Origin of the sequence: Neglectibacter sp. CSJ-5, assembly GCF_032490475.1 — a bacterium.
Taxonomy (GTDB): domain Bacteria; phylum Bacillota; class Clostridia; order Oscillospirales; family Acutalibacteraceae; genus Hominenteromicrobium; species Hominenteromicrobium mulieris.
Genome location: NZ_JAVYJC010000002.1, coordinates 79710 through 95728, shown reverse-complemented (window position 1 = coordinate 95728; position 16019 = coordinate 79710). Strand labels below are relative to the sequence as shown.

Genomic DNA, 16019 nt, shown 5'->3' with positions numbered 1-16019 from the left:
AGGAGGGATCCGTTATGCTTCGTGTTTTGCAGGTTGTCACCTGCATGGACCGCGGCGGACTGGAAACGATGCTGATGAATTACTACCGTCACATAGACCGCACACGCGTGCAGTTCGATTTTCTGACGCACCGCGCACGGGAAGGCGCGTACGATAAAGAGATTTACTCTCTCGGCGGCAAAGTTTTCACCGTGCCGCGGCAAAACCCGTTCAGCCCCGCATACCGCCATGCACTGCACAAATTTTTCTCCGCTCACCCGGCGTATACCGTTGTGCACGCCCATCTTGATTGTCTTTCCGGCGTTGTGCTCGGTTGCGCCAAGCAGCACGGCGTGCCTGTACGCATTGCTCACGCACACACCACAAATCAGATACACGACTTCAAGTATCCAATAAAAAGTCTGTATAAGCGCATCATTCCGCGTACCGCGACCGATCTGCTTGCCTGCGGAGAAGATGCCGGGCGCTGGATGTTCGGCAGTGCGCCGTTTTTGGTGCTGCCGGTCGCCATCGATACAGAAAAATTCCGCTTTGATAAAAACATGCGCGAAGACATGCGGCGCACACTCGGTATCACAAAAGAAGAACTTCTCATCGGGCATGTGGGGCAGTTTCGCAAAGAGAAAAACCAAACTTTCCTCTTGGATGTCCTGCACAGTCTGCGCGCATGCGGTACAAAATCGAAGCTGCTGTTTGTCGGCGACGGTGAAAAGCGGGTAGCCGTACAAAACCGCGCCGCCGCACTCGGTCTTACACCGTATGTGCTGTTTTTAGGCGTGCGGGAAGATGTTCCGGCACTTTTGCATGCAATGGATGTATTTTGTATGCCGTCTCTGTACGAGGGCATGCCACTCGCCGTTTTGGAAGCGCAGGCCGCAGGGCTACCGTGCCTTGTCTCCAACGGTGTACCGAAGGATTGTCTTCAAACGCCGCGTGCACGGCAGCTTCCGCTTTCCGCACCGCCTTCTAAGTGGGCGGAGGTTATTTTGGCTGAAAGTAAGGTGCTCAGCGCCGCGCCGCCTGTACTGCAAAGCTTCGATATTCGTGAAAACGCACGTATGCTCACTGCGTATTATCTGCAAAAGGATGCCCAAAGAAGGAGGGAAACCGCACATGGTTCTGCTGACCGTGTTTACGCCGACGTATAACCGCGCACACACGCTGCCGGAAGCATATTGCTCATTAAAAGCGCAAACATCTAAAAACTTCCTATGGCTCATCGTAGATGACGGTTCCACCGACCGCACCGCCGCGTTGGTCTCCGCCTGGATGCAGGCGGAGAAAGCATTTGCCATCCGTTACCTATACCGTCCAAACGGCGGCATGCACGCTGCACACAACACCGCTTATGCACACATCGAGACCGAGCTGAACCTTTGCCTTGATTCCGACGATCGTTTGGCAAAGGATGCCGTAGAGCAAATTGAAAAGCGCTGGGCACAGATAAAAAGCAAGAATTACGCCGGGCTCATCGGGCTTGATGACGACGGAAACGGCAAGCTTATTGGCACCGGCTTTCCGCCGGATCTCACCGAAACGACGCTCAGCAGTTACTATGCGGGCGGCGGCAAAGGCGACAAAAAGCTCGTGTACCGTACCGACATCATCCGAAAATACCCGCCGTACCCGGAGTTTTCAGATGAAAAATACGTGGCGCTCGCCGCAAAATACCGGCTGATCGACCGCGATTACAAACTCGCCGTTTTAAATCGCGTGCTGTGCCACGTGACGTATTTAGAAGACGGTTCTTCGCACACCATGTGGAAGCAATACGCCAAAAACCCGCGTGGCTTTCTATATTGGCGGCAGCTTTGCCTTACGTACCCGGCTGCTGCAACGCGCACGGTGCTCGACAGTATCCATTACGATGCCGCGTGTTTTCTCGCGAAAGAACCCACACTGATGCTCCGCTCACCGAAAAAGGTACTTACAATGCTGTGCACACCGCTTGGCGCAGGGCTTTCCGTTTTGATCCGCCTGATGGCCGCGCGCACCGAACGCAAAGCGCAAAAGGAGGCTGTATGATCCCGAAAATCATCCATTACTGCTGGTTTGGTCGCGCACCACTGCCGGACAAAGCCAAAAAGTGCATAGAGAGTTGGCGCAAGCACTGCCCGGACTATACGATTTTGGAATGGAACGAAGATAACTTTGACGTTCACCAAAACGGTTACACCGAAATGTGCTGTAAAGAGAAAAAGTACGCGTTTCTCGCCGATTACGCCCGCTTGCAGATCATCGAAAACGTGGGCGGCTTTTACTTTGATGTAGATGTCGAGTTCGTGCGCAGTTTGGACCCGCTTTGCAGCGAGCACGCGTTTTTTGCCTTTGAGACCGACCGTATGATTGCGACCGGCCTCGGCTTCGGCGCAGAAAAACACCATCCGCTCGTGCACTTCATGCTGGAGCAATATGCACCCCTGCTCGACGGCAAGCACGGCGTCATCGGCTGCCCGCAGCTCAACACACAGGCGCTTTTAAAATGCGGCTTAAAGCCAAACGGCAAGCGACAAACCGTGCAAGGCGCAGCCGTCTTTCCCAAAGCGTATTTTAACCCCTACGAGGATGCCACGGGGCGGCTTTATATCACAGACTGCACCTACACCGTGCACTGGTACGCCAAAAGCTGGATGAACCGCCGTACCGTGCTGCGCAGCAAGCTCACGCGCCCGCTGCATCGCCTGCTCGCCGACCATCCGCGTATCAAAGAAAAAGTGAAAGGCGGCGTTTAAAACGGAACCGAAAAAACTGCTTTTTATTTTGCCGTCTTTGGAGATTGGCGGGGCAGAGCGCAGCCTTATCGGACTGTTGGAAGCGCTCGAAAACAAAAGCGTGCAGGTCTCCGTTTTTCTGTACCGCCGCGAGGGAGAATTCATAAAAGACCTGCCGCAATATGTGCGTCTGCTGCCGGAAATCCCTGCATACCACGCTTATACAGAGCCGATCTTGTCGCTGGTAAAACATGGCAGACTGCGATTTGCAGCCGCACGATTACTCGCAAAGCTCGCGCTTTTTTTGTACGGTACTTTCATGCGAAAACCCACCGGCACATGGACGCACTTGCAGTATATCTCCGCATTTTTGCAGCCATTTTTGCCGAATATCCCGGGCGAGTATGATCTTGCCGCGCAGTACCTCGGCGTCGCCGATACGCTTGTGCACAAGGTAAACGCCAAGTACAAAGTCGCGTGGAACCACACGGATTACGCCACACAACACCCAAATCCAAAGCTTGATCGCCGTGTGTATACGAACGTAGACTATGTCGTCAGTGTTTCCGAAAGCTGCACGGAAGCCTTTCGGCGCATGTATCCTGCGTTTTCACAAAAAGCCGTCACGGTCGAAAACTGCCTTGCGCGCGAGCTCATCGAGCGCAAATCGCTGCTGCCGGCTGCCGGCATGTATCGCGAAGCGGGCGAGACCGTGCTGCTTTCCGTCGGTCGGTTTTGTGAAGCGAAAAACTTTGAAGCCATTCCGAAAATCTGCACAGTGCTTTTAAAGCGCGGCCTTTCCGTTAAGTGGTACATTTTAGGCTACGGCGACCGGGAAGCCCAAATTCGCGAAGCCATTCAAGCTGTGCATATGGAAGATTTCGTCGTGCTGCTCGGCAAAAAGGAGAACCCGTACCCCTACATACGTATGTGCGACATTTACGTGCAGCCGTCCGTTTATGAGGGCAAATGCGTCGCCGTGCGGGAGGCGCAGCTGCTCGGGAAGCCTGTCATCATCACGAATTTTTCCACCGCACACAGCCAGCTGCGAGACGGCACAGACGGCATGATCGCGCCGCTTGATTTTGACGGTTTTACAGATACTCTCGCCGCGCTGATCCAAGACAACGAAAAACAAGAAGCACTCAAAGCCGCCTGTCGCAGCACCGATTTCACACAGTATAAAGAAGCGGAGAAAATCCTGAGATTTGCAGAAGGAAGGGAAAGTTATGCCGAAGATCAGCGTCATTGTGCCGATCTACAACGCCGAAAAATATCTCGAGCGGTGCGTTAAAAGCCTCATCGCACAGACCTTTCACGACATTGAAATCTTACTTATCGATGACGGCTCTACCGATGCAAGCTCCATACTGTGCGCGCGGCTCAAAAAAGAGGACAGCCGCATACGCATTTTGCATAAGCCAAACGGCGGCCTCAGCAGTGCGCGAAACGCGGGTCTGCTTGCGGCAAGCGGGGCATTCATCGGCTTTGTCGATGCCGATGACACCGTATCGCCGACATTTTTTGAAACGCTTTTGCAGAAGATTGAGCAGTATCACTGTGATTTTGTGTTCTGCGACCTCATACGCATAGAATCCGGCAAGCCGCCCACGCTGCGCTCTGCATCGCTTCACGGCGGGTATTACGACAAACGTAAAATCAAACGCTGCGTATTTCCGCAGCTCATCATGCGCGACAATCTCGAATACGGCCCGCTTTTATCCGTGTGCGTTTGTTTATACCGTACATCGTTTTTAAAAGAACACGACCTGCGGTTCGACGAAACCGTGCGATATTCCGAAGATAATCTATTCAGCGCGTGTGCAGGATACCACGCCGCTTCGTTCTTTTATCTTAAGGGCCAAGGGCTTTACGAGTACCACCGCAACCCCGGCAGCATCACCACAACGCACAAAGCAGATGCGTGGGAAAGCTACAAGCGTATGCATCAAAAGCTGTGCGCACTGTTTCAAAACTGCCCGGAATACGATTTTAGCCGTCAACTCGACCTACACATCATTCATTATGCCTGCGCCGCACTCGGCGGAGTCTGTGCTTTGCCAAAGGTCAAACAAAAATCGGAAATCGACCGCATTTTAAACGACGAAGCGCTGAAACGTGCGCTGCAAAACCGACCCGTGCGACATATTCCGTTTAAACTTGCCGTACAGCTTTTGTGCATGCAATACCGCTGCACGCCGCTTATGTGCCTGTGGCTGCAAAGGAGAGAGCACTATGCCTGAAGTCAGCATCATTCTGCCCGTCTATAATGAGGAAAGGCATCTGCAAAAAACGCTTTCCACGCTGTGTACCCAAACGTTTCGCGATTTTGAGCTGCTTGCCGTAGACGATGGCTCCACCGATAAAAGCCGCCGCATTTTAGAACGCTTTGCAGCCGCAGACGCGCGTATCACGGTACTCGCGCAGCACCATGGCGGCGTTTCCCGCGCACGTAACCTCGCTTTGGAAGCCGCCACCGGAAAGTGGGTGTGGTTTGTAGACAGCGACGACCTGCCGCTTTTGAACTTTCTCGAAAAAGCCCTGCATGAGCCGCAGTCAAACGACGCAGACATTCTCATGGGCAGCTACCTAAAAATGGATTTAAACGGTGAGATTACCCGCATAACACTACCAAAATACGGTCTCATAGATTCCGAAACGCTTCCTGTTTGCTTCATGCAAGCACAGTACGAAACCGGGTATTTCGGCTATCTTTGGAACAAGCTTCTGCGTCGCGAGAAAATTCTTTCCGTCGACGCTGTATTTGATGAATCCATGACGCTTGCTGAGGATCTGCAATTTTTAGTACAGCTTTACCGCGCAAACAGCCGCGTACTCCTCACGCCACACTGTGCCATGCAATACGCCGCGCACCCGCTGCGCCGGGAAGCAGACCACTTTAAGCAGCTCCTTTTGCAAAAAGAGATTGCACACTGGGTCATCACAGAGCAAAAGCACATGGAATTTAAGCCGTTTTTTCGCAAAAAACTCAGTGCATACACGGCATTCTCCGTTTTTTACGCGCCGGATATCGGGCTTGACCCCATCACGAAAGCCAAAGAGATCATGAAAGATAAAGCGCTTTGCGCACTGCTTTCCGAAGCGGAGCTTCACGGCGTTTTTCGGTGCATCGTGCACTGCTTAAAGCAGCAAAATCTGCCCGCATTGCAGCTGCATCTTGCCGCATACCGCGCCGCAAAACACGCAAAATCGATTTTGAAAGGGGAGAATACGCGTGCGTTACATTCTGCATGACCACATCGGCAGCGCAAACCACGGGTGCGAAGCGCTTGTGCGCACCGTTTCTAAGCTTTTAGGCCCCGGCCGCACGGTGTTGCTTTCCGAAGCGCCGGAGGAAGATGCCAGATACGGCGTAGCGCGCCCGCTCGTTGTGCAGGATGTGCGCCCCGCGCGAAGCGATGTGATCCGCAAAAGCTCGCCCGCATTTTGGAGCGCCTATCTGCGCTTAAAGCTTTTAAACGATTACACACCGCTCGATGTCTTGCCGTACCGTGCCGCGCTGCAAACGCTCACGCGCGACGATATTCTCGTCTCTATCGGCGGCGATGTGTACTGCTACGAAGATATGCAAAAGCACATTCGGCTGCACAACCTCGCACGGCGCTATGCAGGCGGCAGCATACTGCTCGGCTGTTCGATTGAACCGAAGCTTCTTCGCAGTAAGGCTCTGCTACGTGACCTCGCCGCATTTGACCGCATCACAGCGCGCGAGACACAAACGCTGCACGCGCTGCAAAGCGCCGGGCTGCGAAACGTCTCCTTTTGCCCGGATTCCGCTTTCTTGCTGGAGCCGCGCGGTGCGGAGATTCCGGAAGTGTTTCAGCCGCACAACACCGTCGGCATCAATGTAAGCCCGCTTTTACTGCGCCGTGCACGAAATGCAAAGCTTATTTTGGATAACCTCATCGCGCTGATTGGCACAATCCTGCGCACAACAGACAGTGCCGTGGCGCTCATCCCGCACGCCGTGCAAAACGGCAATGATGACCGCGATCCGCTTAAAGAATTATACGCGGCCTTTCAAGGCAGCGGCCGCGTGTGCCTCATCAAAGACCAAAGCGCGTCGCAGCTTAAATCGATTATTGCGCTGTGCTCGTCGTTCATCGGCGCGCGCACACATGCTGTCATCGCGGCGTATTCTTCCGGCGTACCCACGCTCGCACTCGGGTATTCTGTAAAAGCCAAGGGCCTTGCAGAAGACATTTTCGGTGTCGATACGCCCTATGTGCTGCCCATTGAAAACATTGCGGATGAAACTGCCGTCACGCGCAGGTGGATACGCCTACGCAGCCACGCGCCGGAGATCACCGAAACGCTGCGTGCCAAAACGGCCGCATATGAAGACGCTTTAAAAGCGTTTCGCCGCACTTTGCAGGAGGGAAAAGATGGAAAAACCTCTCGTAACGCTGCTTCTGCCGTGCTATAACTGTGAAAAAACACTTGACCGCTTCATGCGCTCCGTAATAAGCGAATCTTACCGCCCGTTGGAGCTCATCTGCATTGATGACGGTTCGACAGACGATACGGCAAAGCTGCTGAAAAACTTCGAGACGATTTTGAAAGAAAGCGGCGTGCAGTATACTGTGGTGACGCAGGAAAACATAGGGCTTGGCGGCGCGATACAGACGGGGCTGCTCCACGCACACGGTGATTTTCTCTGCTGGGCAGATCCGGATGATTTTTTATTACCGGGCTCTGTTGAAAAACGCGCTACGTACCTGCTGCAGCACCCGGCGTGCGGCGCGGTGAGCAGTGACGCCTTCGTTTTTGACGAGAGCGACCTCAAAATGCCGCTCTACCGCGAGGCTGCGCGGTTTTCGCACCGTTTTGAACTCATGCAGTTTTGGTATCTTCTGCGCGGCGAAGGCATGGTGTGCGCCGGCTGCCACATGATCCGCATGCGCTGTTTTGATGAAGCCGTGCCGAACCGCATGATCTACCCCGCGCGGCGCGGGCAGAATTATCAGCTCATGCTGCCGGTGTGTTACAAATTTCCGCACACTTTTTTAGACGAACCGCTTTACGGCTATGTAAAATATCAAAACGGCATGTCTGCGGGAGATGTGACCGAAACCGACAAGCTGCGCCGCATCGCAGAGCACGAGACGATCTTGCTTCAAACCGCTAAGCAGATCAAAATGCCGGAAGCCGAGTACCAAAAGTGCTTAGACGAGATCGAAAAGCGATACGCCTTGCAGCGCTTTTACACGGCAATCGATTTTCGGAACAAAGTGCTTTTGCAGGAACAATATGCCATTTTGAAAAAGTACGGTGCCGTCACTCGCGATATTAAAAAGCTCTATCGACGAAACCGCACTGTGCTGCACAAGCTGTGCTTTAAGTTTTATGAAGGAGGGAAGAACTATGTGCAAAATTTCGGTGATCGTGCCCGTTTATAACGCGGAAGACACCCTCGAAACGGCACTTAGCAGCGTTTTCATGCAGACGCTCACAGATATAGAAATTCTCTGCATCAACGACGGCTCCACAGACCATTCCGCAGACGTTCTAACGAGCGCCCAGCGCAGAGACGGCCGCGTGCGGTGCCTTACGCAGAAAAACGCCGGCGCAGGCATGGCGCGCAATAAGGGCATAGCGGAGGCAAAAGGGGAGTACATTGCATTTCTCGATGCCGATGATCTCTATCCGGGCCCGTATGCGCTCGAAACGCTTTTAGCTGCCGCCGAAAAAAGCGGTGCCATGGTCTGCGGCGGCTCTATTGAAAAAGCCAAGGGGAACGATGTGCACCCCATGTTTGTTTTCACGGAGGAGGGCTTTCATAACGCCTGCGATGAGCCGCTCGACCGTTTTTTCGCCCGCTTTATTTATAATCGCAATTTTTTGCTTGAAAACAAGCTGCAATTTCCGCCGCTGCGTGTCTATGAAGATCCCATTTTTCTTCTCTGCACGCTTTTAAAAGCCAAAGAATACTACGCCGTGCCCGACGTGGTTTACCGCTACAACGGCACGCATTCCAATAAACGTATCACGCTCGCCTGCACCAAAGATTATCTGCGCGGGCTCATCGCTGAGCTGAAGCTCTCAAAGAAAAAAGACTTGCCGGAAATTCACACGCTGTGCTGCGACCGCCTGATGCGTGAGGCGGATTTTTACGCCCAGCGCTTTTTGAAAACGGAAGACCCGGAGCTGCTCGCACTATTACTCGAGGCAAACGCCGCCGTTTCGCCGCAGCTGCTCAAGGACCTGCCGGAGGACGGCAGTGTCATCTTACCCGCTTTGCGCACCATCTGGCACGCGGGCTGCCGCTATCTGCGCTGGCGGGATCAGCGCATCATCCGCACGCTATGCGACGTGTTTGTAAAGTAGCCATGCGTGCCAAAAGGAGCTTTTTCAATGCCTTTTCCGGGCTTTTCAGCCAGTTTGTTTCCGTCGCACTCGGCGTTATCATTCCGCGGCTCGTGCTCGTGCAGCTCGGTTCCGAAGCCAACGGCCTGCTCTCCGCTACACAGCAGGCGCTCGTGTATCTTGACCTGCTTGAAAGCGGTATCGGCACGGCAGCGCTGCAGGCACTTTATAAACCCGCCGCCGAACAGGACAGAGCCGCCGTCAGTGGTATCTTCAATGCGATTCGCCGGGAATATGCCAAAGTCGGCATCGCTTACGCCGCACTCGTTTGCGGGCTTTCCGTGCTGTTTCCGTTTTTCATCAAAACCGAACTGCCGTTTTTTACCGTATTGCTCACGGTTTTGCTCGGCGGCATGGGACAAGCCGTGCGCTTTCTGTTTCAGGCAAAATACCGCGTGCTTTTGCAGGCAGAGGGCAGAGGATACGTGCTCATCAACGCCAACCTGCTTTTAACTGTTTCCATCAGCATCGGCAAAATCATACTGCTAATTTGCGGACTTTCGCTCATCGCCGTACAGCTGCTCTGCTTTTTGTGCGGCTTACTGCAAACCGCACTGCTCACACTCTACGCCAAAAAACAGTATAGCTGGCTTAACCGCGCCGTGCCGCCCGATACAACTGCCACCGCGCAGCACCGTGCCGTGCTCGTACACCAGATCTCCGGGCTCATCTTTCAAAACACCGATGTTTTACTGCTCTCTGTCGTCTGCGGACTAAAAACAACGAGCGTCTACTCCATGTACGTGATGCTTTTCGGCATGGTCGGCACGGCGGTCTCCGCCATAAACGGCAGCGTGTCGTTCGTCCTGGGGCAAACCTATCACACCGACCGCGCGCATTTTTTGCGGCTTTACCGCGCATTTGAAACATACAATATGGCGCTCACATTTGCGCTGTATCTCACGGCGGATGTGTTCATTCTGCCGTTTTTGAAGCTCTACACCGCCGGTGTGACGGATATTTCGTATCTCGATCCCGTTTTGCCGCATCTTTTTGTCTGCACGTACCTGCTTTCAAACGGACGTGCAGCCGCGCAGCGCGTCATCGAATACGCCGGGCATTTTCAAAAAACGCAGAACCGTTCCGTCATCGAATCCGTCATCAATCTTCTCATATCGCTTTTGCTTGTGGTGCCGCTTGGCATGTACGGCGTGCTCATCGGGACAATCGTAGCGCTTTTGTATCGCACGAACGATATGATTTTCTACGCGTCCCACAAGCTGCTGCATGCACCCGCACAGCATACTTACCGAAAATTCCTGTGCAACGGGGTATTGTTCGTTCTGTTGTGGTTTTTCGCAAAAGCTTTGCCGCTTCCACTCAACTCATATCCCGCACTGCTCCTATCAGCCGCCGTATTTTGCATATTCAGCCTTTTGCTGTTTACCGTGCTCGGCTCTGCGCTGGATTGTGATGCCCGCCGCGTTCTTTTCGCCATCTGGCGCAGAACGGCAATGACCGTTCTGCAAAAAAGCCAATACATTCGCCGCAAAATAGGGGAGAAGCACATTTTCACACACCGTTCCGCGTTATGAATCTCTGACGAAATTGTTTGCTAATTTCGCTATAAATCAACCATTAAATTCGGCAAAATACCAAAATTTAATTATCTTCTTTGTATTTAATTGACCTCTTTCGCCTTTTTTGATATACTGTTAAGCGTTAAATCTTTTGGAGAATATTCGGAAACAATAAAACACAAGTGATTTTGTAAGGCTATATGCTTGCAAAATCACCAAATTTCGAGTATATCTCAGGGCGAGGAGGATATTCTTTATTATGGCAGGAAAGCTCTCTGCATTTTTCGGAGCGCAGGATATGACGGTGGGCAACCCGGCGACAAATCTCATTCGGTTTTCCACACCGCTTCTCATCGGCAACTTGGCGCAGCAGCTGTACAGCACGGTGGACTCCATCGTGGTCGGCAATTATGTGGGTGACAGCGCGTTGGCCGCCATCGGTGCCAGCGGCCCGATCATCAACCTGCTGCTCGTACTGTTCATGGGCGTATCGGTCGGTGCCAGCATCATGGCGTCGCAGTATTTCGGTGCAAAAGACAAAAAGCGACTTTCGCATTCTGTAGGTACGGCGATCACGGCAACCTTTGCGGTTTCCATCTTCGTCATGGTCGTGGGCCCGCTCATTACACACCCGATCATGTCTGCACTGCAAACACCGCAGGATATTTACACTATGTCGTGTGATTATCTCATCATCAATTTCCTCGGTATTCTCGGCAGCGCATATTACAACATTATTTCCGGCATTCTGCGCGGCCTCGGCGATTCCGTCATGCCGCTCATTTTCCTGCTCGTGGCATGCGGCATGAACATTGGTCTGGATATCTGGTTTGTCGCGGGCTTTAAAATGGGCGTTGCGGGCGCTGCGTGGGCAACCATCATCTCGCAGGCAGTCTCCGGCATCCTGTGTCTTGTGCGTCTGCTCTTAATGCGTGACGTATTGCACATCACGTGGCGCACCCTGTGGCCGACAAAAGCGCTTTTGTTCCAGCTCATCCGTTTGGGTCTGCCCAGCGGTCTCACACAGGCGGTGTTCTCGCTCGCCATGCTGGTCGTGCAGTCCCTTACAAACAGCTTCGGTACCACGATCATCGCGGTTTCCACCGTTGTTATGCGCGTGGACGGCTTTGCCATGATGCCGAACTTCACCTTTGGCACGGCAACGACGACCTTCACCGGCCAAAACATCGGCGCAGGTCGTTTGGATCGCGTGGAAAAGGGCACAAAGGACGGCTTAAAGCTCGGCCTTTCCGTTTCCGTGGTACTTGTTGCGCTGATCCTATTCTTCGGCCGTTATCTCATGGAAATGTTTACGAGCACGCCGGAAGTCATTGATACCGGCATGCACATGATGCGCATTCTCGCCATCGGTTACATTGCAATGGCCGTCACGCAGATCCTTTCCGGCGTTATGCGCGGCGCGGGCGATACGATGACCCCAATGTGGATCTCCCTCATCACGACCGTCGTTATCCGTGTGCCGATCGCATACGGCCTCGCAGCACTGATGCACTCTGCAGATGCGCTGTTCATCTCCCTGCTCACAAGCTGGGTCATGGGCGCCGTGCTCACCTCCATCGCGTTCCGCATGGGCCGTTGGAAGAAGAAGTCCATCATCAACGACGATGTGCCCGAACCGGCAGATGTGCAGGTTTAAGCCCTATTTCGTACAGAAAAACGGATCAGCTTCTTTGTGTGCAGACCCGTTTTTTCTCTGATAGAACATAAAAGCACCGCGCAGAGAACCGTAAAGCTCTTTGCGTGGTGCTGTTTTTATGCGATTTTTAATTATTCGTACAGCCCAAAAATCGCTTCGATCTCGATGGGCAGATTGCCCGGCAGCACGTTCATGCCGACCGCGGAGCGGGAAGGAATGCCGATCTCTTCGCCGAACAGCTCGCCGAGCAGCTTCGTCGCGCCGTTTGCGACTGCCGGCTAATCGTAATCGCATCGCGTGCGAAAACCTGACCCTGTTCCGGCGTGTAAAAACTCGCCGGGGGCAGCGCTCGTAAGAGCATCATCCTTTACAGCAAATTCGCCGCCGATCATGCTGCGTCAAAGGCCACTCGCAAATTCGCTTCTGCCGGAAAAATCCGCGTTTGCACATCGGCATGGCGGTGAATATCGATAAAGGCGGGGCAGAGCAGCTTGCCGTCTGCCTCCAAAATTTCTGTATCTTCCGGCACCTCCAAATTTTGCCCAACTTCCGCAATGCGGTCGTTTCTTACCAAAACATCGCCTAAAAACGACTTTTGGCCCGTGCCGCCATAAATCTGCGCATGACGAAACAAAATCATAACGCATACCTCCCAATCATAGGAAATCAGCATAATTTTACAGCTGCATGCAGAACTTATCAAGGCTTGACAGGGCAATTTTACCAGCGTATACTGAATATAATAAAAAAATTGAGGAGGACTGCACAAATGCAGACTGAGCTCTATACGATACAAGGCGTAGAGAACATTTTAACGCCCGCTTTGATCTACTATAAAGACGAAATTTTCGGAAATACCCGCAAGACAATCGAAATCGCCGGCGGGGCAGAGCGACTGTGGCCGCACGTGAAGTCGCACAAAATGAAAAAGATGATCGAAATGCAGAAGGCTATGGGCATTCACCGCTTCAAATGCGCGACTTTGGCGGAAGTCAAAATGGTTGCCGAATGCGGGGCAGAGCACATTTTGCTCGCCTACCCGCTTGTCGGGCCGAACATCAAAGCGTTTATCTCGCTCGTAAAAGAATTCCCCAAAACGCATTTCTACGCGCTGGAAGATGATTTAAGCTGCCTGAATGCGCTTCAAGCCGAAGCCGAAAAGCAAAATGCTGTGCTCGGCTGGTTTGCGGATGTCAACATGGGTATGAACCGTACCGGCGTGGAAACGGCGCATCTTTACGAATTCATCAAAGCAGCACTCGAAAATCCGTCCGAAAATATTCCATTCAGCGGCCTGCATTGCTATGACGGCCACGTGCACACCACCGACCTCATGGATCGCGAAGCCGAGGTGACGGACATGGTGGAAAGCATTGCCGATGTGCTCGATGCACTCAGCGAAGACGGCATTGAGGTGCCGATGATCATCGCGGGCGGCAGTCCGTCGTTCCCATGTCACGCCGCAAACCCGGATATCTTTTTGTCGCCCGGCACCGTGTTTTTGTGGGACAGCAGCTACAAAGAAAATTATCCTGACCTGCCGTACATCCCCGCCGCAGCTGTTTGCACGCGTGTCATCAGTCACCCGGCGCTCGGCGTGTTTACATTTGACCTCGGCTGCAAGGGCATCGCAAGCGACCCGCCCGGTGTGCGCGGCAAAGTTGTCGGCCTTGAAAACGCCGAGCCGATGTTTCAAAGCGAAGAGCACTGGACATGGCGCATGAAGCCCGGCTTTGAAAACGAGCGTCCGAAGATCGGTGACGTTTTCTACGTGATCCCGACGCACATCTGCCCAACGACGGCGTTGTACAGCGAAGTGCTCGTCGCGGAAAACCACGCCATCACAGAGCATTGGACGGTCGACGCGCGCCGATAAATATTTGTACGTACAACTCTTGACACTCGTACTCTCGTATGCTATATTGAACATACACAAGGTGATGCTTATCGCCGATTTTACGAGGAGGAATTTTTGAAATGGCAAAACTTTCCATTCATACTGACGAAAAGAAAAGCAAAATCAGCCGCAATATCTACGGCAATTTTTCCGAGCACCTCGGTCGCTGCATTTATAACGGCATTTATGTCGGCGAAAACAGTGATATTCCGAACGTAAACGGCATGCGCACCGATATTGTGGAAGCGCTGAAAGCTATTAAGCTGCCGGTGCTACGCTGGCCGGGCGGCTGTTTTGCGGATGAATACCACTGGAAAGACGGCATCGGCCCCAAGGAAACACGCAAAAAGATGGTCAACACGCACTGGGGCGGCGTTGTGGAAGATAACGCCTTCGGCACGCACGAATTCTTAGAGTTCTGCCGCCAGGTCGGCTGCGAGCCGTACATCAACGGCAACGTAGGCTCCGGCACCGTGCAGGAAATGAGTGAGTGGATGGAGTACATGACGTTTGATGGCGTTTCGCCCATGGCGGACCTGCGCGCCAAAAACGGTCATGCCGAACCGTGGAAGGTGAAATACTTCGGTGTCGGCAACGAAAACTGGGGTTGCGGCGGCAACATGCGCCCGTCCTATTATGCCGACCTCTACCGCCGCTTCCAGACCTATGTCCGCAATTACGGCGACAACCGCGTGTTCCGCATCGCCTGCGGCCCGAACTCCGACGATTACAACTGGACGGAAGAGGTTATGCGCATTGCAGGCAACTACATGAACGGCCTCAGCCTACACTATTACACCGTGCCGGGCACATGGGAGAAGAAAACAGCTGCAACAGGCTTTGATACCAACATGTATTACGAGACTATTCGCAAGGCACTGTACATGGAAGAGCTTATCACGCGCCACACGGAGATTATGAGCCGTTACGATCCCGAGCACAAAGTCGGCTTGATCGTAGACGAGTGGGGTACATGGTACGATGTGGAACCGGGCACAAATCCGGGCTTCCTGTATCAGCAGAACACCATGCGCGATGCCATTGTCGCCGCTGTAACGCTGAACATTTTCAATGCACACAGTGACCGCGTCGTCATGGCAAACATCGCACAGCTTGTAAACGTTTTGCAGTCCGTCATCCTCACCGAGGGAGAGAAAATGGTGCTTACGCCGACATATCATGTATTCGATCTTTATAAGCACCATCACGATGCAACGCTTTTGAATAGCCACCTCGAAACGGAGGGGGTCTACGCCGGCGTACCGAACCTCACGGTTTCCGCCTCGGAAGACGAAAACGGCGTCGTGCATATCACGCTCGCGAACATTTCCGCCGACACCGCGTACCCGATCGACTGTGCGCTGACCGGCAAGAAGTACAATACGGCATCTGCACGCATTTTGACAAACTCCATCGGCGCATACAACGACTTCGACCATCCCGAAGACGTCAATATTACGGATTTCGACGCGCTGACGCTTGAAAACAACAACCTGCACTTCAATATTCCGGCGTGTGCCGTCATGGAAATCACGGTCTCCTGATGGAACGCATTCCCTGCAGGCGGTGTTTGCTGAAAGACCTCAGCGACACAGATTATTTTCACTCGATCTACGAATATATCGAAAACATTCCCCCGGAGCAGAAAACCCCGGATGCACTTTACAAAGACCGTTTGAAAAAATGCACATCATGCGACCACTTAGTCAACGGCATGTGTGCGCTGTGCGGCTGCTTTGTAGAGGTACGGGCAGCAAAAGTGCGCCAACATTGCGCAAAAAACGCAGAAATCTGGTAAAAATCGGTTCTGATTTTTACTTGTCAATCCGGCAAAATTGTGGTATACT

Annotated in this window: 16 protein-coding genes; 15 read left to right on the top strand and 1 reads right to left on the bottom strand. The window is 53.0% G+C overall.

Annotation, left to right across the window (positions count from 1 at the left end):
• Nucleotides 1-14 precede the first annotated feature (14 nt).
• From R2K26_RS04530 to R2K26_RS04475, 12 genes are all read left to right on the top strand, one after another.
• Nucleotides 15-1148, top strand: a complete 1134-nt coding sequence (locus R2K26_RS04530) for a glycosyltransferase family 1 protein (RefSeq protein WP_316518979.1) — start codon at nt 15-17, stop codon at nt 1146-1148.
• Entirely contained in the window at nt 1114-2025 is a 912-nt protein-coding gene (locus R2K26_RS04525) for a glycosyltransferase family 2 protein (protein ID WP_316518978.1), read from the top strand. The genes R2K26_RS04530 and R2K26_RS04525 overlap by 35 nt, the downstream gene beginning before the upstream one ends.
• Complete coding sequence (locus R2K26_RS04520; protein WP_316518977.1) at nt 2022-2732, top strand: glycosyltransferase; 711 nt, start codon at nt 2022-2024, stop codon at nt 2730-2732. The genes R2K26_RS04525 and R2K26_RS04520 overlap by 4 nt, the downstream gene beginning before the upstream one ends.
• A 28-nt stretch (nt 2733-2760) precedes the next feature.
• A complete protein-coding gene (locus R2K26_RS04515) occupies nt 2761-4005 on the top strand; it encodes a glycosyltransferase (protein WP_316518976.1) in 1245 nt (414 codons plus the stop codon).
• Nucleotides 3941-4954: a glycosyltransferase family 2 protein gene (locus tag R2K26_RS04510; RefSeq protein WP_316518975.1), complete on the top strand. Its 1014-nt coding sequence runs from the start codon at nt 3941-3943 to the stop codon at nt 4952-4954. Before R2K26_RS04515 ends, R2K26_RS04510 begins: the two co-directional genes overlap by 65 nt.
• Nucleotides 4947-5966, top strand: coding sequence for a glycosyltransferase family A protein (locus tag R2K26_RS04505; RefSeq protein WP_316518974.1), 1020 nt, complete (start codon nt 4947-4949; stop codon nt 5964-5966). The genes R2K26_RS04510 and R2K26_RS04505 overlap by 8 nt, the downstream gene beginning before the upstream one ends.
• The gene (locus R2K26_RS04500) at nt 5947-7158 is read left to right on the top strand and encodes a polysaccharide pyruvyl transferase family protein (RefSeq protein ID WP_316518973.1); all 1212 of its coding nucleotides are present in this window, start codon (nt 5947-5949) and stop codon (nt 7156-7158) included. The genes R2K26_RS04505 and R2K26_RS04500 overlap by 20 nt, the downstream gene beginning before the upstream one ends.
• Entirely contained in the window at nt 7118-8131 is a 1014-nt protein-coding gene (locus R2K26_RS04495) for a glycosyltransferase family A protein (RefSeq protein ID WP_316518972.1), read from the top strand. Before R2K26_RS04500 ends, R2K26_RS04495 begins: the two co-directional genes overlap by 41 nt.
• Nucleotides 8097-9059: a glycosyltransferase gene (locus R2K26_RS04490; RefSeq protein ID WP_316518971.1), complete on the top strand. Its 963-nt coding sequence runs from the start codon at nt 8097-8099 to the stop codon at nt 9057-9059. The genes R2K26_RS04495 and R2K26_RS04490 overlap by 35 nt, the downstream gene beginning before the upstream one ends.
• Nucleotides 9060-9061: 2 nt before the next feature.
• Complete coding sequence (locus tag R2K26_RS04485) at nt 9062-10633, top strand: sugar isomerase (RefSeq protein WP_316518970.1); 1572 nt, start codon at nt 9062-9064, stop codon at nt 10631-10633.
• Between the two features lie 244 nt (nt 10634-10877).
• Entirely contained in the window at nt 10878-12275 is a 1398-nt protein-coding gene (locus tag R2K26_RS04480; protein WP_316518969.1) for an MATE family efflux transporter, read from the top strand.
• A 36-nt stretch (nt 12276-12311) separates the two neighbouring features.
• A complete protein-coding gene (locus R2K26_RS04475; protein ID WP_316518968.1) occupies nt 12312-12557 on the top strand; it encodes a hypothetical protein in 246 nt (81 codons plus the stop codon).
• A 106-nt stretch (nt 12558-12663) separates the two neighbouring features.
• Here R2K26_RS04475 and R2K26_RS04470 read toward each other — a convergent pair whose 3' ends face one another.
• The gene (locus R2K26_RS04470; RefSeq protein ID WP_316518967.1) at nt 12664-12915 is read right to left on the bottom strand and encodes a hypothetical protein; all 252 of its coding nucleotides are present in this window, start codon (nt 12913-12915) and stop codon (nt 12664-12666) included.
• A gap of 129 nt (nt 12916-13044) precedes the next feature.
• On the opposite strand from R2K26_RS04470, the gene R2K26_RS04465 reads away from it, so the two are divergent.
• From R2K26_RS04465 to R2K26_RS04455, 3 genes are all read left to right on the top strand, one after another.
• Nucleotides 13045-14151: a D-TA family PLP-dependent enzyme gene (locus R2K26_RS04465; RefSeq protein WP_316518966.1), complete on the top strand. Its 1107-nt coding sequence runs from the start codon at nt 13045-13047 to the stop codon at nt 14149-14151.
• A 101-nt stretch (nt 14152-14252) separates the two neighbouring features.
• Entirely contained in the window at nt 14253-15716 is a 1464-nt protein-coding gene (locus tag R2K26_RS04460) for an alpha-N-arabinofuranosidase (RefSeq protein WP_316518965.1), read from the top strand.
• Complete coding sequence (locus tag R2K26_RS04455) at nt 15716-15970, top strand: DUF6171 family protein (protein ID WP_316518964.1); 255 nt, start codon at nt 15716-15718, stop codon at nt 15968-15970. Before R2K26_RS04460 ends, R2K26_RS04455 begins: the two co-directional genes overlap by 1 nt.
• Nucleotides 15971-16019: the final 49 nt, after the last annotated feature.